Source organism: Aeromonas sp. 82P (genome assembly GCF_051919365.1).
Lineage (GTDB): Bacteria > Pseudomonadota > Gammaproteobacteria > Enterobacterales > Aeromonadaceae > Aeromonas > Aeromonas veronii.
The window spans coordinates 2,289,201-2,310,338 of record NZ_JBQBEV010000001.1 but is presented as its reverse complement, the minus strand read 5'-3'; the positions used below and the strand labels follow the sequence as shown (position 1 = coordinate 2,310,338).

Genomic DNA, 21,138 nt, shown 5'->3' with positions numbered 1-21,138 from the left:
CAGCGATAGATAACGTCAACGTTAAAAGAATCGAACCATGCCAATGACACTCCCCGCCTTGCCCGCCAAAGCGGGCCAAAAGATCACGCTCGGCCAGCTGGTCGGCAGCAGCCTCTCGCTGATTGCAGCCCGCCTCACCAATGAAGCCAAGGGGCCGGTACTGCTTATCACCGCCGATACCCCGAGCGCCCTGCGCCTGGAGCAGGAGCTTCAGTATTTGCTGGCAGACAAGCAGCTAGCCGATCAGCCCGCCCCCGTATTGCTGTTCCCCGATTGGGAGACCCTGCCCTACGACACCTTCTCTCCCCATCAGGACATCATCTCCCAAAGGCTCGAGACCCTCTACAAGCTGCCGCAAATGAGCAAGGGGGTATTGATTGTCCCCATCTCCACCCTGATGTTGCGCTGCGCCCCCCGGGTCTATCTCGACAAATACAGCCTGATGGTGAAGGCCGGTCAGCGCCTCAACCTGCAACAGCTGCGCGGGCGCCTCGCCGAGGCGGGTTACGTGGCAGTGGATCAGGTGCTGGAACATGGCGAATTTGCCGCTCGCGGCTCCCTGCTCGATCTCTTCCCCATGGGCAGTAGCAGCCCCTATCGCATCGACTTCTTCGACGATGAAGTGGACTCCATCCGCCCATTCGATCCCGAAACCCAGCGCTCCAGCGAACCGGTCAAGACGGTCAGCCTGCTGCCCGCCAGGGAATACCCTACCGACGAGGCGGCCATCGAACTGTTTCGCGGCCAGTTCCGCGAGCAGTTCGAGCTGTCGCGGGCCGAGGGCTCCGTCTATCAGGAGGTGAGCAAGGGGCGCTGGCCCGCTGGCATCGAGTATTATCTGCCGCTCTTCTTCAACCAGACCGCCAGCCTGTTTGACTACCTGCCGGAAGAGACCCTGCTGCTCACTGTGGGGGATATCTACCCCGCCGCCCAGCGTTTCTGGAACGATATCGGCCAGCGCTATGAAGACAGACGCTGGGACAACACTCGCCCCCTGCTACCCCCGGCCCAGCTCTATCTGCCGGTGGAGCAGCTCTTTGCCTCTCTGGGCCAATATGGCGCGGTGCGGCTGCAAGAGGCCGCCACCGCGGGCGATGCCGGTCAGCACGATCTGCCCATCGAGGCGCTGCCGGATCTGCAACTCGATCACAGCAAGGAGCAACCCCTGCTGGCGCTCAACCAGTTCCTCCAAGGTTTTGCCGGGCGCACCCTGTTTGCGGTGGAGTCCGAAGGACGGCGGGAGGTGCTCGGCGATCTGCTGGCGCGTATCTCGCTGCAACCCAAGGAATTCCCCTCTCTCGACGCCTTTATGGCGAGCCCGGATCGACACGGCCTGCTGGTGGCCCCCCTTGAGCGTGGCTTTCTGTGGCAAGAAGCCGGAGCTGATGCCAGTAATCAGCCACTGGCCCTGATCACCGAGACCGAGCTGCTGGGCGGCAAGGTGCGCAGCAAACGGGCTCGGGAGAAGAGCAAAAACTTAAGCTCCGATGCGGTGATCAGAAACCTGGGCGAGCTGACCCAGGGTCAGCCAGTGGTCCATCTGGATCACGGGGTCGGCCGCTATCTGGGACTGGAAACCATCGACGCCGGTGGCCTGCCCACCGAGTTTTTGACCCTTGAATATGCCGGCGGCGACAAGCTGTTCGTGCCGGTCACCAGTTTGCACCTTATCAGCCGCTACACCGGGTCGGATAACCCGCCCAGCCACAAGCTCGGCGGCGAGGCCTGGAGCAAGGCGCGGCGCAAGGCGGCGGAGAAGGTGCGCGACGTGGCAGCCGAATTGCTGGATGTCTACGCTCATCGCGCCGCCCGCGCCGGTTTTGCCTTCAAGCACGACAAAGAGGCCTATCGCCAGTTTGCCGCAAGCTTCCCATTCGAGGAGACCGACGATCAGCTCAACGCCATCAATGCGGTGCTGGGGGACATGTGTCAGGCCAAGAGCATGGACCGACTGGTGTGCGGCGATGTCGGTTTCGGCAAGACCGAAGTGGCGATGCGGGCGGCATTTGTGGCGGTGCACGGCGGCAAGCAGGTTGCCGTGCTGGTGCCCACCACCCTGCTGGCGCAACAGCACTACGACAACTTCCGCGACCGCTTCGCCAACTGGCCGGTGCGGGTCGAGGTGCTGAGCCGCTTCCGCTCCGCCAAAGAGCAGAGCGCTGTGATGAAGGAATTGGCCGAAGGCAAGGTGGACATCATCATCGGCACCCACAAGCTGCTCGGCTCCGAACTCACTTTCAAGGATCTGGGACTGCTCATCGTCGATGAGGAGCACAGATTCGGCGTGCGCCAGAAGGAGAAGATCAAGGCACTGAGGGCCGATGTGGATATCCTCACCCTCACCGCCACCCCCATTCCACGCACCCTCAACATGGCGATGTCCGGCATGCGGGATCTCTCCATCATCGCCACCCCCCCCGCCAAGCGACTCGCCATCAAGACCTTCGTGCGTCAGCACGAACCGGCTGTGGTGCGCGAGGCGGTGCTGCGGGAATTGAAGCGTGGCGGTCAGGTCTACTACCTGCACAACGATGTCGAGAGCATCGAGAAGTGCGCCGCCGATCTGGCGGAGCTGGTGCCGGAAGTACGCATCGGCATCGCCCACGGCCAGATGCGCGAACGCGACCTTGAGCGGATCATGTCCGACTTCTACCACCAGCGCTTCAACCTGCTGGTTTGCACCACCATTATCGAGACCGGCATCGACGTGCCGAGCGCCAACACCATCATCATGGATCGGGCGGATCATCTCGGTCTGGCCCAGCTGCACCAACTGCGGGGCCGGGTTGGCCGCTCTCACCATCAGGCCTATGCCTACCTGCTCACCCCCCACCCCAAGCTGATGACCAAGGATGCGGCGAAGCGGCTGGAGGCGATCGCCTCGCTCGAAGATCTCGGCGCCGGTTTTGCGCTGGCGACCCACGATCTGGAGATCCGTGGCGCAGGCGAACTACTCGGCGACGATCAGAGCGGCCAGATCGAATCGGTGGGCTTCACCCTCTATATGGAGATGCTGGAGCAGGCGGTCGAGGCGCTGAAAAATGGCAAGGAGCCGTCGCTGGAGCAGCTGATGAGCCAGCACACCGAGGTGGAACTGCGCCTGCCTGCACTGCTGCCGGATGACTACATCCCGGACGTCAATATGCGCCTCTCCATGTATAAGCGGATCGCCAGTGCGGCGGACGAGCAGGAGCTGCGCGAGCTGAAAGTGGAGCTGATCGACCGCTTTGGCCTCTTGCCGGAGGCAACCAAAACCCTGCTGGAGCTGGCCGCCTTCCGCCAGCGTGCCACCGCCCTTGGCATTCGCCGGGTGGAGATGAGCGAGCGCGGTGGCTATCTCGACTTCACCCAGGAGACCAAGGTCAATCCGGCCTATCTGGTCAAGCTGCTCTCCAGCCAGCCAAGGGTCTACAAGATGGACGGGCCGACCCGGCTGCGCTTCCAGGTGCCGACCCAGGATCGTGCGATGCGCCTCAAGCTAGTGGATGGCTTGCTGGCTGATCTGGCCAACAACAGCCTGTAAATCTCTGCAACGCTAGCGGCGAGCCAGAGAGATAACGCCAACTAAAACGGGAGCCAAATCGGCTCCCGTTTTGTTTATGTTGGCTGGTGATTAGCGTCTACCTTCTCCCCTTGTGGGAGAAGGGTCGGGGATGAGGGGACAGTGAAAACTATTCCTCTCACCCAGCCCTATCCCAGGGGGGAGAGGGAGTCGCGCCGGTAAATGTTGGGCTTCGCTGTGCTCAGCACCAACCTACACCTCTGACGATCAGCCCAGGTTAGCTGGATCCTCATGGGCGGAGAACTCGCGCATAAAGGCCTCGGCGCGCTCCACCATCTTGGTCGAGCCAACAAAGTAAGGGGTACGCTGGTGCAGTGCGGTGGGCTGGATATCCATGATGCGGCCAAAGCCATCGGAGGCCTTGCCACCAGCCTGCTCTACCAGAAACGCCATCGGGTTGCACTCATAGAGCAGACGCAGCTTGCCGTTCGGCGAGTTGGTGCCGGACGGATAGATGTAGATGCCACCCTTGAGCAGGTTGCGATGGAAATCGGAAACCAGGGAACCGATATAACGGGAGGTGTAAGGTCTGTGGGTCGCCTCGTCGCGCTCCTGACAATATTTGAGGTACTTCTTCACCCCGTCCGGGAACTTGATGTAGTTGCCCTCGTTGATGGAGTAGATCTTGCCCTCTTCCGGAATGCGGATGTTCTCGTGGGAGAGGAAGAAGCAACCGATGGAGGGGTCGTAGGTAAAGCCGTTGACGCCAAAGCCGGTAGTGTAGACCAGCATGGTGGAGGAGCCGTAGACCACATAACCGGCGGCGACCTGACGGTTGCCCGGCTGCAGGAAGTCCTCCAGGGTCACCGGCGAACCCTGCGGGCTCAAACGGCGGTAGATGGAGAAGATGGTTCCGACCGAGACGTTGACGTCGATATTGGAGGAGCCATCGAGCGGGTCAATCAGCACCACATACTTGGAGTTTTTGGAGAGTGGCGAGTCAAAGGCGACGAAGTCCTCTTCCTCTTCCGAAGCCATGCCGCACACCTCGCCGCGCGCTTCCAGCGCCGCCTTGAAGCGTTCGTTGGCGTAGACATCCAGCTTCTGCTGCACCTCGCCCTGTACGTTTTCAGCGCCCATGGAACCGATGATATCCGCCAGTCCCGCCTTGTTGATCTCCCGGTTCACCACCTTGGCAGCAAGGCGGATCGAGCTGAGCAACGAGGTCAGCTCGCCGGTCGCGGTAGGATAATCCGCCTGCTTTTTGACGATGAACTCACCCATGGTGATCATGTTTCGCATTTTTGTTCCTTTAGATCGCATCCGTTGGCATTGAAAACGTTTGCAGGCGTCAGCAAAAAAATGCCGATCACCGGCGGCCTTGATTTGTAACCTAATGTAACGTCTGTTTTTTGTTTTTGCAGCGAATTAAGCGGCCTATTAAATAGGCTATTTCGCCTCACGTTATGGTAAAAGACGCTTTTTATTCGGTTTCAATCGATAACTTCCGGACCCTTAATTCGTGGCAATAACCTGCGACAAGCCATGAGCTGACTGGCCTTGAGCCATTAAAAATGGAGTCTGATGGGCCTGACTTTCCCTCAGCCATTGCCTCTTGAGATCCGATCGCCAATCCAGCACACTGATTTCGCTTTGGAAGCAAATAAAACTCAAGGATTATCAATGAACAAGACTCTCATTGCCGGCATGGTAGCCGGACTGTTTGCCCTTCCTGCCTGGGCTGCCCAGGTGCCTGCCGGTACCAAGCTGCTGCCGGATGCCCAACAAATCTACGTGACCAATATCGGCACCGAACCCACCACCATCGACCCCCAGCTGGTAGAAGAGACCGCCGGTAGTGCCATCGTCAACGATCTGTTTGAAGGGCTCTATGAGCTGGATAATACCGGCAAGATCAAACCAGCAGGCGCCGTCAGCTACGAGGTCGACAAGACAGGCACCGTCTACACCTTCAAGCTGAGACCCGAGGCCAAGTGGTCAAACGGTGAACCGGTCACCGCCGCCGATTATGTCTACGGCTGGCAACGGGCGGCCGATCCCAAGACGGCCTCCAACTACGCCTGGTTTATCGAGTTGACCGGAGTGGTCAATGCAAGCGAGGTGACCCAGGGCAAGAAGAGCCCGTCAGAGCTCGGGATCAAGGCGCTCGATGACCACACCCTGCAGGTCACCCTGAAAAATCCGGTTCCCTTCTTCCTAAAAACGCTGGCCCACTACACCACGTTCCCGGCCCCCAAGGCCACCATTGAAAAATTCGGTAAGGATTGGGTCAAACCGGGCAATATCGTCTCCAACGGCGCCTTTGTACTCAAGGAGTGGACCCCCAACGAGCGGCTGAGCGCCGAGCGCAATACCCACTACTGGAACAACCAGCACACCGTCCTGAACAAGGTGATCTATCTGGAGATCGTCTCGGAAACCGCCGCCTACAACCGCTATCGCACCGGTGAACTGCACTACACCACTTATCCGCTGGAGCAGTACAAGCAGCTCAAGAGCAAGAGCCCGGAAGAACTGGTCAGCGTCCCCACGCTGGCCAGCTATTACTATGTCTTCAATACCCAGCGCAAACCGTTCGATGACCCGAAAGTACGCAAGGCGCTCTCGCTCGCCATCGACCGGGAGACCATCACCGACAAGATCCTGGGACAGGGACAAATTGCCGCATATAGCTTCACGCCCCCCATTGTGGACGGTTTTGAATTGAAAAAACCGGCCAGCCAGCTGCAGAGCAAAGAGGAGCGGATCAAGCAGGCCAAAGCGCTGTTGACCGAAGCGGGATATGGCCCGGAAAAGCCACTCACAGTGGACATTCTCTACAACACCAACGAGAGCCACAAAAAGATTGCGCTGGCCGTCTCCTCCATGTGGAAACACAACCTGGGGGTCACTGCCACCCTCAACAACATGGAGTGGAAGACCATGGTCTCGGCACTCAACGAGGGGGATTTCGGGGTTAGCCGCTATGGCTGGAACGGGGATTATAACGACGCCTCCACCTTCCTCGACATCATGACCTCCAGCAGCAGTGCCAACAGCGGCAAGTGGTTCAACAAGGAGTATGACGCCCTGCTGGCCAAGGCCCACGACTCGCTGGATCCCGCTGAACGCAATGCCCTGTATCAACAGGCAGAGGCACTCATTGATGCGGATGCCCCCATCGCCCCCATCTATTTCTCGGTCAAATCCAGGTTGCTCAAGCCTTTCGTGAAAGGCTACCCCCACCTTAACCCGCAGGATGTGGTCTACAGCAAGGAGCTCTATCTGGTTGCCCAATAGACACTGACTGAACAGATCAACCAGACTTGCTGACCTTTGTTGTAGTGATGGTCAAGAGAGGCCGCTTCAAGCACAGGTCATCTGAGTGGGACCGCTGATATCTACAACAAGCGAACGCCAGAACCGCCTTCTGAACGACAAAACCCCCGATACGCTATATCGGGGGTTTTGAGGTAGAAAACACAAGCTAAAAATGGGTGACGTTTTCAGCTTCTAGATCAGGCCACATTGCACTTGGTCGCTTGGCTCAGCTGGCCCAAGTGATTATGTGATCAATCCACTCACCAGCCTGCTCCTCGTGAACCACTTTGCCACGTACAGATTGACCCGCCTGATGCATGGCAGAGCGACTGCCGGTCAGCAGCGGATGCCACTCTGGCAGAGTATCCCCGTCAGCCAGTAAACGATAGGCACAAGTAGAGGGGAGCCAATCATATTCGGCAATCTTGTCGTGAGTTATCTGCAGACAGTCAGGCTCTTTTTTGAAGCGATTAAGATAATCGGAACACTGGCAGGTCTTGGTATTGAGCAGGTTACAAGCCACATTGGTGAATACAAGCTCATCTGTATCTTCATCAATGAGCTTGTTAAGGCAACATTTACCGCAACCATCGCAGAGGGATTCCCACTCGGATTCAGTCATCTGCTGCAGACTCTTGGTCTGCCAAAAGGAGGATTGCATCATACCGCTCACTTAATATGCCTTCTCAAACGCGTGGTTATACCTATTGTTACCCTGAATTTCAAGGTTGGCATGGCCCACTGAGTTATTTAGCAATAAAAACCAAACATAAAAAAACCGGCGCCTTGGCGCCGGTTTTTGCTCACTATGTCTCGATTACAGAGAAGCAGTGAAGGTACGGGTGATGACGTCTTGCTGTTGCTCTTTGGTCAAAGAGTTGAAGCGAACGGCATAACCGGATACGCGGATGGTCAACTGCGGATATTTCTCCGGGTTTTCCATGGCGTCCAGCAGCATTTCACGGTTCATCACGTTAACGTTCAGGTGCTGACCACCCTCTACGTTGGATTCGTGGTGGAAGTAACCGTCCATCAGGCCAGCCAGGTTGGCTTTCTGGGCTTCCATATCTTTACCCAGTGCGTTCGGAACGATGGAGAAGGTATAGGAGATACCATCTTTAGCGTAAGCGAACGGCAGCTTGGCTACGGAAGTCAGGGAAGCAACAGCACCCTTCTGGTCACGACCGTGCATCGGGTTTGCACCCGGGCCGAACGGAGCACCAGCACGACGGCCATCCGGGGTGTTACCGGTCTTCTTGCCATATACCACGTTGGAGGTGATGGTTAGAACAGACTGGGTAGCAACAGCACCACGGTAGGTGTTCAGCTTCTGAATCTTCTTCATGAAGCGCTCAACCAGGTCACAGGCGATATCATCGACGCGAGCGTCGTTGTTACCGAACTGCGGGTATTCGCCTTCGATTTCGAAGTCGATGGCAACGCCATCTTCGTCACGAATCGGCTTGACCTTGGCGTACTTGATGGCAGACAGGGAGTCAGCGGCTACGGACAGACCAGCGATACCACACGCCATGGTGCGATATACGTCACGGTCGTGCAGCGCCATCAGAGAGGCTTCGTAGCTGTACTTGTCGTGCATGTAGTGGATGATGTTCAGCGCAGCAACGTATTGCTTGGCCAGCCAATCCATGAAGTGGTCCAGACGATCCATTACGTCGTTGTAGTCGAGGTACTCGGACTTGACCATCTCGGTTTTCGGACCGACCTGGATCTTGAGCTTCTCGTCCATACCACCGTTGATTGCATACAGCATGGTCTTGGCCAGGTTGGCACGAGCACCGAAGAACTGCATCTGCTTACCAACGATCATCGGGGATACACAGCAAGCGATGGCGTAGTCATCGTTGTTGAAATCCGGACGCATCAGATCGTCGTTCTCGTACTGAACGGAAGAGGTCTCGATGGATACCTTGGCACAGTACTTCTTGAAACCGACCGGCAGCTTCTCGGACCACAGGATGGTCAGGTTCGGCTCAGGGGACGGGCCCATGGTGTACAGGGTGTTCAGCATACGGAAGCTGTTCTTGGTGACCAGAGTACGGCCGTCAACGCCCATACCAGCCAGGGTCTCGGTCGCCCACATCGGGTCGCCGGAGAACAGTGAATCGTATTCCGGAGTACGCAGGAAGCGAACCATACGCAGCTTCATGACCATGTGGTCCATCAGCTCCTGGGCTTCTTGCTCGGTGATCAGGCCTTTCTGCAGGTCACGCTCGATGTAGATATCCAGGAAGCTGGAGGTACGACCGAAGGACATGGCTGCACCGTTCTGGGACTTGACTGCCGCCAGGTAGGCGAAGTAGGTCCACTGTACGGCTTCTTTGGCGTTCTTGGCCGGTACGGAGATATCGCAACCGTACTTGGCAGCCATCACCTTCATCTGTGCCAGGGCACGGTGCTGCTCGGAGATCTCTTCGCGCAGACGAATGGTGGCTTCCAGGTTGACGCCGTTTTCCAGGTCAGCTTGCAGGGACTTGAACTGGGCCAGTTTGTCGGCCATCAGGAAGTCAACACCGTACAGAGCAACACGACGGTAGTCACCGATGATACGGCCACGGCCGTAGGCATCCGGCAGGCCGGTGATAACACCAGACTTACGGCAGTTCAGGATGTCTTTGGTGTAAACGTCAAACACGCCCTGGTTGTGAGTCTTGCGGTACTCGGTGAAGATCTTCTCGACCATCGGGTCCAGTTGACGACCGTACACTTCGCAAGAAGTTTTAACCATCTTGATACCGCCGTTGGCGATGATGGCGCGCTTCAGCGGCTTGTCAGTCTGCAGACCAACGATCTGCTCCAGGCTCTGATCGATATAACCGGCATCGTGTGCGGTAATGGTGGAGGGCAGGTCAGTATCAAAATCAACCGGCGCATGAGTGCGGTTTTCGATTTTGATCCCTTCCATGACCTTGTCCCACAGCTTGGTGGTCGCTTCGGTCGCGCCAGCCAGGAAGGACTCGTCACCTTCATACGGGGTGTAGTTCTTCTGGATGAAGTCACGGGTGTTGACAGAGGTCTGCCATTCACCGGCCGCGAAGCCTTCCCATGCTTTTTGGAACTGTTCGTTAAGTTCTGCCATTTTTCATTACCTCACACGGTATTGATGTAGTATCCCGCAATCATCCTTAATGATGACGACGGAAGATAAACCAGTAAGTCAGACCAACCATCACGCCACCACCGATGATATTGCCGATGGTCACGGGGATGAGGTTGTGTAGGACGAAGTTGGATACGGTCAGGTCAGCAAAGGTTGCCGGATCCTGGCCGATGGCCTGCCAAAATTCCGGACTAGCCACGCTGTGGATAGCGATACCAACCGGAATCATAAACATGTTTGCGATGCTGTGCTCGAAACCTGAGGCAACGAACATGGCAACCGGCAGCAGCATAACCACTACCTTGTCAGTCGCGCTGCGGGCACCAAAGGCCATCCAGGCAGCAAGACATACCATCAGGTTACAGAGGATACCCAGCGCCACCGCTTCGAAGAAGGTGTGGTGAATTTTGTGTTGGGCCACTTTGAGGGCGTTAAGGCCCCACTGACCGTCTGCTGCCGTGTACTCTGCAGAAACGATGATCAGCGCCACCATCAACAGACCACCAATCAGGTTGCCGAAGTAGACCAGCCCCCAGTTCTTGAGCAGCTGAGCCCAGCTGATACGATTGGCAGCCTTGGCCACCAGCGTCAGGGTGGTGGAGGTGAACAGCTCGGCACCGAGCAGCACACAGAGGATAAGTCCGAGAGAGAAGCAGAGACCGCCCACCAGCTTGGCCATACCCCAAGGCATGGAGCCGGTTCCGGTCGTCACTGTGATGTAGAAGATAAATGCGATGGCGATGAAAGCGCCTGCGGTAATGGCCAGTGGAATGACCTTGTATGCCGGCTTGGTAGCCTTGGCATAGGTGATGTCTTCAGCCAGTGCAGCGATGGCTTCGGGCTTGAGACAATCGAATGGAGATTCAGCTTTCAATTATTTTCTACCTGAATGTTTTGCCTGTTGAAATCATAACAAAGGGCCAAATAGCCAAAATTGACATTGATCAAGTTTATCAGAGTGCGAATGTAATTTTACTACAAATATTTTAGTGCGATGGCTACGCCACTTTACACCAGGTATCAGCTGAAACAGAAATATCACATTTTTAATGCAATGATTTTAAAGAATTTATTCTAGAGCATGGAAATGTGGCATTGGCAAGATATCTTTGCAGATAAACAGCACATCCCCTGCCCTGCCATCAACCCCCTTAGGGGTATTTTTTGTTTTTTATTTCATCTTTGAATAACAATCCCGTGCTTTGCCGCACGATAAACAGAAGGGGCCAGACGGCCCCTTCCTTTACAGCAACGATCACGCCCAGTGATGGGCTCGCTTGGCCTTCTGCAGCTTCTCGTAGGCCGCCAGCAGTTTTTGGTGCAGCGGGAACTGGGAGAGCGACAGATCGGCCGCCTCCAGCCCGTGGAAGCGAGCTTCGCCACTGGCGTTGGCCCATGCCTGTGCCAGCGTCTCTTCGCCATACATGCGGGTGAAGACGGCGCGATACTGCTCCGGATCCCGCTCCTCGTCGAGGAACAACTCGACGCAGGCACGCAGGGCGCGGTAGTAGCTGGCACGCTCGGCAGTGAACACTAACTGGTTGAACTCCATGGTCCAGTCGATGAGATCCAGTGCGGTCTCCAGCTCACCGGCGGCCAGCGCCAGCATGGCTTTCAGCTCGCCAACGCGCAGGGTGTGCAGCGCGGTCCCCTTGGCAGCGGCGATGCCCAGCAGCTCGCGTACACGGGTGCGCTCGTCGTGCCCCTCTTCATCCAGTTGATCAAACAACGCCATGTACTGCTCGGCATCCCAATCAAGTGATGGCAGTGCCAGGATCACTTCGCGCAGGTTGGCGCCCATGTTGTTGTTGGCCAGCAGCAGATCTTCGGCCGGATAGATGTCGGACATGCCGGGCACCAGAATGCGGCAGGCGTAGACACCCAGATGCTCGTAGTCGGCGATATAGACCGGCTGCTCCAGCTCATGGAAGATGCCGATCAGGTGATCGAACTCCTCCTGCGAGGTGCCACGAAAATCCCAGTCGGCAAACTCGAAGTCCGCATCCTGCTTGAACAGGTCCCAGCTGATAAGGCCCGAGGAGTCGATGAAGTGGGTCTCGAGGTTGTGGTGATCCGCCACCTGCTCGTTGTCGAATGACGGCGGCACAAACACGTCGAGATCCTTGAGACCGCGGCCCTGCAGCAGCTCGGTGACAGTACGCTCGAAGGCCACTTCGAAGCGCGGGTGGGCACCGAAGGAGGCAAAGCAGGTGCCGTTGCTCGGGTTGAGCAGCACCACGCAGATGACCGGATAGCGGCCACCCAGTGAAGCATCGAAGCTGTAAATGGGGAAGCCTTCCGCTTCGAGGGCGGCGATGGAGGCGGCAATCCCCGGATAACGGGCAATCACCTCGTCCGGGATCAGCGGCAAGCTGATGGCCTCGGCGATGATCTTGTTCTTCACGTGGCGCTCGAACACCTCGGAGAGCGCCTGGGTGCGCGCTTCGGTCTTGGTGTTGCCAGCGCTCATGCCGTTGGAGACATAGAGGTTGCCGATGATGTTCATCGGGATGTAGACGGTCTCGTGATCTGACTGGCGCTCGAACGGCAGGGCGACGATACCGCGCTCCTCGTTGTTTGACTGCAGATCCACCAGCATGTCGGCGGTCACTTCACCGTCCGGGTTGTAGAACTTGCGGGTGAAGCTGTCGAGCAGACCGGCCGGGAACTGGTCACCCTCGATGGGGAACCACTTCTCGTTCGGGTAGTGAACGAAATCGCCGTTGGCGACCTGCTCGCCCAGATAGAAGTCGGCGAAGAAGTAGTTGGTGGAGAGACGCTCAAAATATTCGCCAAGGGCAGACGCGAGGGCCGCCTTCTTGCTGGCACCCTTGCCGTTGGTGAAGCAGAGGGCGCACTCTTTGTCGCGAATATGCACCGACCAGACGTTCGGCACGGGGTTGAGCCAGGAGGCCTCTTCAATATCAAAGCCCAAGGCTTGCAGCTTGGTCTGGAAGCGTTCGATGGAGTCTTCCAGCGCCGCGTCCTTGCCGGGAATAAAAGTGTGGTCAGTCATCACGATATCCTGATTTTTATTGGCTCATGTTCGGCCGCAGATAATAGCAGGGGTCGGCGGCTTTGGCAGGACAAAAATCAGCAAACAGGCATGAGTCGCACGGTGAGAAACCGGCTTGCCCCCTCTCACCCGCCACAAACAGCGTGGGCCCGGGGATTGCCCAGGCCCGCTGGTTACGCGACGCGATAAACCGTCAGAGCTGCTTGCCCTGGCTCGCAATCACCTGGCTATACCAGTGGAAGCTCGCCTTCTTGATCCGGCGAAGGGAGCCCCCCTGCTCGTCACGCTCCACATAGACGAAGCCGTAGCGCTTCTGATAGCCGTTGAGCCAGCTCAGGATGTCGGTGAACGACCAGGCGCAGTAGCCGAGCAATTCCACCCCATCCTGCATCGCCTCCTGGCACGCCTTGACGTGGCTGCGCAGGTAATCGATACGGTACTCATCGTTCACCTTGTCGCCCGCCTCCAGCTTGTCGAACTCGCCAAGACCGTTCTCGGTGATCATCAGCGGCAGACCATAGCGGGAAGAGAGGCGACGCAGGGCGATACGCATCCCGGTCGGGTCGATGGCCCAGTCCCAGTTGCTGGTTTCAAGGTGCGGATTGGGCGCCGTCTTGTAGAGGCCGGGGATGCCGCTCGATGGCGTAGTACCCTTCTTGCCGGTGGTGTTGATGCGCTGCAGGGTCTGACCGCCCAAGGGGTTATCTGTGTAGGTCAGGGTGTAGTAGTAGTTGACGCCGATGTAGTCGGGCGTCCCCTCGCGCAGCAACTCCATATCGCCCGGCAGGATCTCCGGCGCCTCGCCGTTTTCTCGCAAGTAAGCGAGCGCCGCCTGCGGATAGCGGCCAAAGCAGTAGGCATCCAGCCACCAGAGGTTGTTGAACTCCTCGGCGTTCTCATAGGCCAGCATATCTTTCGGATCGCACGACGCCGGATAGGCAGGGGAGTAGGCAAAGCTCGGGCCGATGAGGCCATTTGGCACATGCTGGCGAAACGCCTTGATCACTCGGGCATTGGCCAGAAACGCGATGTGGTTGGCGGCAAAAAAGCGCTTGCGATCCTGCACAGCCGGCGGATGGGTGCCGAGCTGATAGGCGTTGGTCAGGTTGTAGTTCTGCTCGTTAAGCGACACCCAGTACTTCACCTTGCCGGCAAAACGCTGATAGAGGGTCACGCAGTAGCGCTCGAAATCCTCGATAATGCGTCGGTCTTCCCAACCGCCGTACTCATCCTGCAGCGCCTGCGGCAGATCCCAGTGATAAAGGGTCAGCACCGGTTCGATCTGGTGGGCCAAGAGGGTGTCGATCAGCTTCTCGTAGAAGGCCAGACCCGCCTCGTTCACCTCCCCCCGACCGGTGGGATAGATGCGCGGCCAGCTCACCGAGAAGCGGTAAGCCTTGAGCCCCATCTCGGCCATCAGCGCCACGTCCTCTTCCATGCGGTGGTAGTGATCTACCGCCACATCGCCGTTGCTCCCCTCAAAGGTCTTGCCCGGCAGCTTGGTGAAGAGATCCCACACCGAGGGCCCCTTGCCATCGGCATTCCAGCCCCCCTCCACCTGATAGGCGGCGGAGGCTGCGCCCCACAGAAAATCGCTCGGGAAGTCGTTGAACTTGTGGTGATGCATCTGGTGTTGCTCCTTCTGCGCTGATGGTGTCAGCCATCTCTGATAACTCGGCGCACCCTGGCAGGGCGCCCGAAATGAATTGGCATAAGCATCCATCACTTCTAAAATTCCGTCCAATGACAAATTTGACCACTCAACATTCCCAACAGGAATGAAAGGAGCCCTGATGGAGCTACGAGATCTGAAAGCCTTCGTCACTCTGGGGGAGGTGCTGCACTTCGGCCAGGCAGCGGTGCGTCAGCACGTTACCCAGTCGGCCCTGAGCAAACAGATCCGGCGGCTGGAGGAGGAGCTGGGCGGCGAGCTGTTCGAGCGCAACGCCAGTACCACTCGCCTCACCGGACTGGGCAGGGCGCTGTATGAGGATGCCCGCGCTGTGGTCATCCAGAGCGAGCAGCTCTCGCGCACCGCCCGCGACGTGCTGGCGGGCAATGTCGGCACCCTACGCATCGGCTTTGGCGTGGCCACCAAAATCCTGGTGCCCGCCGCCATTGCCCGCTTTCGCGCCGAGCGGCCGCAAGTGACCATCGAGCTCAACGATCTCTCCACCCACCACCAGCTGCTGGCGCTCAGTGAAGGCAAGCTGGATCTCGGTTTTTGCCGCCTGCCCGCCCCCAAGGGGTGGCACGCCCTGCCGGTGGTCGAAGCCCACTTTGTCGCCGTACTGCCCGCCAGCTACCGCGATGTGAGGGAGTTGGCGGATCTGGTGGACAAGCCGCTGGCGATCCTGCGTCGTGACAAGGCCCCGTCCTTTTACGATCACCTGATGAACTATCTGGCCCAGAGCGGGTTGCGTTTTCGCGATATCCAGTACGTCAACGACTTCGCCGCCGGTGTTGCCACCGCGGCGGCGGAGATCGCCTGGACCCTGGTCCCCTCCTCCACCACCATAGAGCACCCGGATGTGCTCACCCTCCCCTTGAGAGACGGGGAAGCCTGCTGGACCATTGGCCTTATCCGTCCGCCCCACAGCAAGGGGCCCTTGATCGACGCCTTCTGGGCAACCATTTCTGATATGACGCCAAGATAGACACGCCGTTGGCAAACCGCAGATGGCGGCCTCGCATCAACGATAGCGTTCGACGATACGCGCCAACTCGCCGCTTTGTCGCAGCTGTTGCAGGGCACGGTTGAACTCGGTTATCCGGGTATTGAAGCGGGAGTGCTTGCCGATGCAGAGATTGAACGGGGTAGAGGCAAGCTGCAGCGGCACCTCGACCACCTGCCCGGACAATCCCAGCTGGTTGAGTTTGAAACGAGCCACCAGTGGGTCGGTCACCATCAGATCCCCCCGACCCGCCGCCAGCATTTTGAAGACATTATCGACATTGATGGTGTGATGAACGGTGAAGCCCGCCAGGTTCTCCTTGCCCCAGCCGTTACCGAAATAGTCGAGAAAGGTAAGCGATTTGAAGTCGCTCAAGCGGCTGGCTCGCTGAAACTCCGTCATGCGGGGATGGGCGCGCTGGGTAAAAATGGTTAGCACTGTGGTGGTAACCGGCTCTTCCACAATCAGGGTATAGCTGCGCCGCTCCCGGGTTGCGATGGTCACGAAGCCATCGGCCTGCGCCATCCGCACCATTTTTTGCGCCCGTTGCCACGGATAACCTTCATGGCGCACCCGCAGCCCCATGTGCGCTGCCACCCGCTCCATCACGTCGATCATCAGCCCGCGCATCTTGCCCTGTTCGTCACGCCACGAATATGGGGCAAAGTCGTCAAAGTAGACCATCTTCAACTCGGCCGCTGGCGCCGCCCATGCACTCTGCCACATCAGCAATCCCCACAGGATTGCACTCCCCAGACTGACTCTCATGGCCGCGACTCCATCCACTTCTGCCACCTCTGAGCCTAGTGCAAAGCGGGCTGCGGCAAGGTTCAGGATCCAGTGGAAAAGTGGCCAACGAAAAAAAAGAGAGGAAGCAGTGGCTTCCCCTCTCTCGTTCGTTTGTCAGCACGCCACCTTACCGATGGCAGTCACGGCTTGCCGGTTACGCCAGCTCGGCCCGCAGCGCCCTGGTGGCATCGACCATCACCTTGAGGGCGGCTTCCGTCTCTTCCCAGCCGCGGGTCTTGAGGCCGCAATCCGGGTTGACCCACAGCCGCTCGGCCGGGATCTGTTTGGCGGCCTTGCGCAGCAACCCCTCAATCCAGCTCTGGCTCGGCACGTTAGGCGAGTGGATGTCGTAGACGCCCGGGCCAATCTCGTTGGGGTAGTTGAAGCGTTCGAACGCTTCGAGCAGCTGCATCTGGCTGCGGCTGGTCTCGATGGTGATCACGTCCGCATCCAGCGCCGCCACCGCCTCGATGATGAGGTTGAAGTCGCTGTAGCACATGTGAGTGTGGATCTGGGTGTTGTCCGCCACCGGGCTCGCGCTCAGACGGAAGGCCCGCACCGCCCAGTCGAGATAGGCCTGATGATCCTGCTTGCGCAGGGGCAAGCCTTCGCGGATCGCCGGTTCGTCGATCTGGATGATCTTGATGCCAGCGGCTTCCAGATCTGCCACCTCGTCGCGAATGGCCAGCCCGATTTGCAGGGCAGATTGCTCGCGGCTCACATCTTCGCGCGGGAAGGACCAGCAGAGGATGGTCACGGGACCGGTCAGCATCCCCTTGACCGGCTTGTCGGTCAGGCTCTGGGCAAATCGGGTCCATTCGAGCGTCATGGGGGTCGGGCGGTCGATGTCACGGGTGATCACCGGCGGCTTGACGCAGCGGGAGCCATAGCTCTGTACCCAACCGAAGCGGGTGATGGCAAAGCCATCCAGCAGCTCACCGAAATACTCCACCATGTCATTGCGCTCGGCCTCGCCATGTACCAGCACGTCCAGCCCGATGGCCTCCTGACGCACGATGGCATCGCGGATCTCGGCCTTAATGCCAGCCTCGTAGGCGCTGTCATCGATGCGACCGGCGCGCCAATCCTGCCGCAATACCCGGATCTGCGAGGTCTGCGGGAAGGAGCCAATGGTGGTGGTGGGCAGCAGCGGCAGCTTGAGATCCGAGCGCTGCTGCTCGGCCCTGACCGGATAGGGGCTGTGGCGATCAAAATCGCTGTTGGTGAGGCTGGCGAGCCGTGACTGCACCGCTTTTTTGTGCACCCGGCTGTCGGACTCCCGATCGACGATGGGCTGGCTGTAGGCGGTGATTTTGTCGAGCTCGCCCCCATCCAGATACTCTCTGAGCAGTCCCAGCTCGAAACATTTTTGCAAGGCGAAGGCGAACCAGCTGCGGGTCTGGGGATCCAGCTCCTGCTCCAGAGTCAAATCCACCGGGCTATGCAGCAATGAGCAGGATGAGGCCACCCAGAGCCGCTCGCCGAGTTTGGCTTTCAGTGCCTTCAGAGTCGGCGCCAACTTGGCCAGATTGGCACGCCAGACGTTGCGGCCGTTGATCACCCCGGCTGAGATGACCCACTGTGCGGGCAGATGCGGCACCAGGGTTTCCAGCTGCTCGGGGGCGGCCACCAGATCCAGATGCAGGCCATCCACTTTCAGGCTGGTGATAATGTCACGCTGATGAGCCACCGAACCGAAATAGGTGGTGAGCAGCAGCTTGCAGGGGCCCGCGAGGCGCTCGTAAGCGTTGAGGTAGGCCAGCCGCCACTCGTCCGGCAAGTCCAGCGTCAGCGCCGGTTCATCGATCTGTACCCACTCCACTCCCTGGGCGGCCAACTTGGCCAGGATCTCCTGATAGACGATGAGCAGGCGATCGAGCAGTTCAAGGCGGGAGAAGCCGCTCTCTTTCTCCTTGCCAAGCCAGAGGTAGGAGACCGGCCCCAGCAGCACCGCCTTGACCGGCAGCCCCAGCGCTTTGGCCTCTTCCACCTCGTCAAACAGCTGGCTCCAGCCCAGCTTGAAGCGCTGATCACGGCTGAACTCCGGCACCAGATAGTGATAGTTGGTGTTGAACCACTTGGTCATCTCGGCGGCGGCCGCCGCCGGGCCGGTCGGCGCACGGCCGCGGGCCACCCGGAACAGGGTGTCGAGATCGGTCTCGCCATGACGGTGACGGGCAGGCACCGCATCCACCAGCAGGCTGGTACCGAGCACCTGATCGTACCAGGCAAAGTCGCCCACCGGCAGCAGATTGACCCCGGCTCCGTGCTGGGCCTGCCAGTGGCGCTCACGCAGCGTCTTGCCCACGGCAACGAGTTCGGCCTGAGTGGTCTCGCCACGCCAGTAGGATTCGAGGGCAAATTTCAGCTCGCGCTTGGCGCCGATACGGGGGAAGCCCAGGGTGTGTGCTCGTGTCATAGGTTCATTTCCTTATGCTCATTCATCTGATGGGAAACTGGATGATTTAGCCATCCAGATGTTTACACATCCAAAATGACAAGATAAGGTGACGCTGGCTATTGAATCCTCTTCAAGTGGCTCTCAAATAATCCTCAACTGACCGCCAATCAGGTTCACCGCGAGGATACAGAGGCCGATTTTTACAGGTGCAAGAGGTGCCGGAGTCAAGAAGCGCAGCAGGCCACCGCCGACCGTAACCTCAGCGCCATACGCAATCTCACAAGGAGCCATCTTATGGCAGTGCCAAGCAATGCAGGGATAGAGATCAAACACTTGAAAACATTGACCGCGCTGGCCGAGCAGGGCTCGCTGGCCGGTGCGGCGCTAACCCTCAACCTTACCCAGTCCGCCCTCTCCCACCAGCTCAAAGAGCTGGAGACCCGCCTCAATCTTGAGCTCTACCTGCGCAAAAGCCGTCCGCTGGTGCTGACCGCAGCCGGCAGCCAGCTGCTCGCCCTCGCCCGTCAGGTACTGCCCGCCCTGGCCCAGACCGAGAAGCAATTGCAAGCCCTGCAGAGCGGCGATGCGGGCAGGCTGCATCTGGCGCTCGATTGCCACAGCTGCATCCAGTGGCTGCTGCCGCTGTTGCCCGATTTTCGCCGCCAGTGGCCCGGGGTGGATCTGGAGGTGGAGTCGGTGCCGGGCTTTGATGCCATCAATGCCCTGCTAGGCGGCCAGCTCGACCTGCTGCTCACCTCGGACGTGCAGGCCCGCGGCGATCTCCACTTCGAGCCGCTGTTTGCTTTTGATCTGACTCTGGTGATGGCACCGGATCATCCCCTCTGCCACCGGAGCCACATCGAGCCGGGCGATCTGGGGGCGGAGGTGCTGCTGGTCTATCCGGTGGAGCGCAGCCGCATGGATATCTTCAGCCGCTTTTTGCAACCCGCCGGGGTGGAGCCCGCCCGCTGCAAGCCGGTGGACAACACCTCGGTGATGCTGCAGATGGCCGCCGCCGGCCTCGGCGTCGCCGCCTTGCCGCGCTGGGCCAGCGACGAGTTTGTCAGACAGGGGATGCTCTGCGCCCGCCCCCTCGGCAGCGGTATCCGTCGCCATATGTACGGCGCGGTGCGGGCCGCCGATCGGGATCAAGCCTGCCTGCAGAGCCTGTTTGAGCGCATTCGCCGCAAGATGGAGGGATAGCCCTCCTCAGCGTGGCTGACCGACCTCTGCCAGCAGTGCAGGCAACTGCGCCTTGATAAAGTCGATGAGGGCCCTGACCGCCGGTGACAGACCGCGCCGCGCGGGATAGAGCATCACCAGCTTGCCATCTTTGGGACGCCACTCGGGCAGCAGTTGTTGCAGCCGCCCATCCGCCAACTCACTCACGCAGGCGTAAAGTGGCAAACCCACCATCCCGAGCCCCGCCAGCGCCGCCTGTTTGAGGGTTTGCACATTGTCGCTACGCAGCAGCACATTGACCGCCACCTCCTCACTCTCCCCACTGTCGTGCCGCAGCCGCAGCAGATCGGCCTGACGCTCCAGCGTGCTGAAAAGCAGGGCATCCTCTCCCTCCAGCTGGCTAGGGTGCGCCAGCGCATTGTGGCGCGAGAGCCACGCCGGGGTCGCCAGCACACCCCACTGCACCGTGCAGAGCGGCACCTGCACCAGGCTGGAAGGGGGCTGCTCGAAGGCCACCCCGCGGATCACTACATCCAGCCCCTCCTCCAGCAGATCCACCTGCCGATTGCTGGCTTGCACGGCGAGCCTCACCTTGGGGTATTGCGCCATAAAAGCGGGCAGCAAACGGGCAAGCAGCGCATCGGCAATGGTAATGGGCACGCTGATGCGCACCAGACCGCTCGGCTCCTGCTGCCGTTGCCGCACTGCCGCCTCTCCGGCCTGCGCTTCGGCCAGCATCGCCTGACAGTGGCGATAGAGCACCTCACCGGCATCGGTCAGGCTGAGCTGGCGCGAGGTACGTTGCAGCAGCCGGGTATCCAGCCGCTCCTCCAGCAGCCGGATCCGGCGCGAGATCCGCGACTTGGGCACGCCAAGCGCCCGCGCGGCGGCAGTGAATCCCTGTCGCTGCACCACATGGGTGAAGAGATAGAGATCATTCAAATCAAGTTCCAGTGGTGTCATCGGGCAGCCTTGGTCAGGGTGAGGTGCATTCACATCGTTCCACCAATAGAACGATAAGAACCTATTTCACCAGATTGTCGCCATTTTTGCAGCCATCATAATGGCCCTGTCCCCATCAGACGGTTGCTGCGCGGGCAATCCGCCCCACCAGCAAGGGTCGTTTGACTG

At 59.1% G+C, this 21,138-nt stretch carries 13 protein-coding genes; 4 read left to right on the top strand and 9 right to left on the bottom strand.

The window, feature by feature from the left end; translation table 11 throughout:
- The first annotated feature begins 43 nt into the window (after positions 1–43).
- Entirely contained in the window at positions 44–3,523 is a 3,480-nt protein-coding gene (gene mfd / locus ACTG2S_RS10615; protein ID WP_274160974.1) for a transcription-repair coupling factor, read from the top strand.
- 246 nt (positions 3,524–3,769) lie between these two features.
- On the opposite strand, the gene fbp is transcribed toward mfd, so the two are convergent.
- Positions 3,770–4,804, bottom strand: coding sequence for a class 1 fructose-bisphosphatase (gene fbp / locus ACTG2S_RS10610; protein ID WP_439982487.1), 1,035 nt, complete (start codon positions 4,802–4,804; stop codon positions 3,770–3,772).
- 381 nt (positions 4,805–5,185) lie between these two features.
- Here fbp and ACTG2S_RS10605 point away from each other — a divergent pair, with 381 nt between their 5' ends.
- A complete protein-coding gene (locus tag ACTG2S_RS10605) occupies positions 5,186–6,802 on the top strand; it encodes a peptide ABC transporter substrate-binding protein (protein WP_257690960.1) in 1,617 nt (538 codons plus the stop codon).
- A gap of 247 nt (positions 6,803–7,049) precedes the next feature.
- Here ACTG2S_RS10605 and ACTG2S_RS10600 read toward each other — a convergent pair whose 3' ends face one another.
- From ACTG2S_RS10600 to ACTG2S_RS10580, 5 genes are all read right to left on the bottom strand, one after another.
- A complete protein-coding gene (locus ACTG2S_RS10600; protein ID WP_075112995.1) occupies positions 7,050–7,484 on the bottom strand; it encodes a YcgN family cysteine cluster protein in 435 nt (144 codons plus the stop codon).
- Positions 7,485–7,640: 156 nt separating this feature from the next.
- Positions 7,641–9,923: a formate C-acetyltransferase gene (pflB, locus tag ACTG2S_RS10595; protein ID WP_005352571.1), complete on the bottom strand. Its 2,283-nt coding sequence runs from the start codon at positions 9,921–9,923 to the stop codon at positions 7,641–7,643.
- A gap of 46 nt (positions 9,924–9,969) precedes the next feature.
- Positions 9,970–10,818, bottom strand: coding sequence for a formate transporter FocA (focA, locus tag ACTG2S_RS10590; protein WP_005333620.1), 849 nt, complete (start codon positions 10,816–10,818; stop codon positions 9,970–9,972).
- Between the two features lie 381 nt (positions 10,819–11,199).
- Entirely contained in the window at positions 11,200–12,960 is a 1,761-nt protein-coding gene (ycaO, locus tag ACTG2S_RS10585; protein WP_439982486.1) for a 30S ribosomal protein S12 methylthiotransferase accessory factor YcaO, read from the bottom strand.
- A gap of 193 nt (positions 12,961–13,153) precedes the next feature.
- On the bottom strand, positions 13,154–14,587 hold the full coding sequence (locus ACTG2S_RS10580; RefSeq protein WP_021231363.1) for a glycoside hydrolase family 1 protein: 1,434 nt from the start codon (positions 14,585–14,587) through the stop codon (positions 13,154–13,156).
- A gap of 166 nt (positions 14,588–14,753) precedes the next feature.
- Between ACTG2S_RS10580 and ACTG2S_RS10575 the strand changes: the two genes are divergently transcribed.
- The gene (locus ACTG2S_RS10575) at positions 14,754–15,617 is read left to right on the top strand and encodes a LysR family transcriptional regulator (RefSeq protein ID WP_139459526.1); all 864 of its coding nucleotides are present in this window, start codon (positions 14,754–14,756) and stop codon (positions 15,615–15,617) included.
- Between the two features lie 36 nt (positions 15,618–15,653).
- Here the strand turns inward: ACTG2S_RS10575 and ACTG2S_RS10570 are convergent, their stop codons facing one another.
- Both ACTG2S_RS10570 and metE read right to left on the bottom strand, forming a co-directional pair.
- Complete coding sequence (locus ACTG2S_RS10570; RefSeq protein WP_274160945.1) at positions 15,654–16,403, bottom strand: substrate-binding periplasmic protein; 750 nt, start codon at positions 16,401–16,403, stop codon at positions 15,654–15,656.
- A 175-nt stretch (positions 16,404–16,578) separates the two neighbouring features.
- On the bottom strand, positions 16,579–18,843 hold the full coding sequence (metE, locus tag ACTG2S_RS10565; protein WP_439982483.1) for a 5-methyltetrahydropteroyltriglutamate--homocysteine S-methyltransferase: 2,265 nt from the start codon (positions 18,841–18,843) through the stop codon (positions 16,579–16,581).
- Between the two features lie 276 nt (positions 18,844–19,119).
- Between metE and ACTG2S_RS10560 the strand changes: the two genes are divergently transcribed.
- Entirely contained in the window at positions 19,120–20,028 is a 909-nt protein-coding gene (locus ACTG2S_RS10560; RefSeq protein WP_088869376.1) for a LysR substrate-binding domain-containing protein, read from the top strand.
- A 6-nt stretch (positions 20,029–20,034) separates the two neighbouring features.
- Here the strand turns inward: ACTG2S_RS10560 and ACTG2S_RS10555 are convergent, their stop codons facing one another.
- Complete coding sequence (locus ACTG2S_RS10555; protein WP_439982481.1) at positions 20,035–20,970, bottom strand: LysR substrate-binding domain-containing protein; 936 nt, start codon at positions 20,968–20,970, stop codon at positions 20,035–20,037.
- Positions 20,971–21,138: the final 168 nt, after the last annotated feature.

Bases quoted from the DNA above. Each gene is read 5' to 3' on its own strand.
- mfd (WP_274160974.1), top strand. From the start codon at position 44: ATGACACTCCCCGCCTTGCCCGCCAAAGCGGGCCAAAAGATCACGCTC.
- fbp (WP_439982487.1), bottom strand. From the start codon at position 4,804: ATGCGAAACATGATCACCATGGGTGAGTTCATCGTCAAAAAGCAGGCG.
- ACTG2S_RS10605 (WP_257690960.1), top strand. From the start codon at position 5,186: ATGAACAAGACTCTCATTGCCGGCATGGTAGCCGGACTGTTTGCCCTT.
- ACTG2S_RS10600 (WP_075112995.1), bottom strand. From the start codon at position 7,484: ATGCAATCCTCCTTTTGGCAGACCAAGAGTCTGCAGCAGATGACTGAA.
- pflB (WP_005352571.1), bottom strand. From the start codon at position 9,923: ATGGCAGAACTTAACGAACAGTTCCAAAAAGCATGGGAAGGCTTCGCG.
- ycaO (WP_439982486.1), bottom strand. From the start codon at position 12,960: ATGACTGACCACACTTTTATTCCCGGCAAGGACGCGGCGCTGGAAGAC.
- ACTG2S_RS10580 (WP_021231363.1), bottom strand. From the start codon at position 14,587: ATGCATCACCACAAGTTCAACGACTTCCCGAGCGATTTTCTGTGGGGC.
- ACTG2S_RS10575 (WP_139459526.1), top strand. From the start codon at position 14,754: ATGGAGCTACGAGATCTGAAAGCCTTCGTCACTCTGGGGGAGGTGCTG.
- ACTG2S_RS10570 (WP_274160945.1), bottom strand. From the start codon at position 16,403: ATGAGAGTCAGTCTGGGGAGTGCAATCCTGTGGGGATTGCTGATGTGG.
- metE (WP_439982483.1), bottom strand. From the start codon at position 18,843: ATGACACGAGCACACACCCTGGGCTTCCCCCGTATCGGCGCCAAGCGC.
- ACTG2S_RS10560 (WP_088869376.1), top strand. From the start codon at position 19,120: ATGGCAGTGCCAAGCAATGCAGGGATAGAGATCAAACACTTGAAAACA.
- ACTG2S_RS10555 (WP_439982481.1), bottom strand. From the start codon at position 20,970: ATGACACCACTGGAACTTGATTTGAATGATCTCTATCTCTTCACCCAT.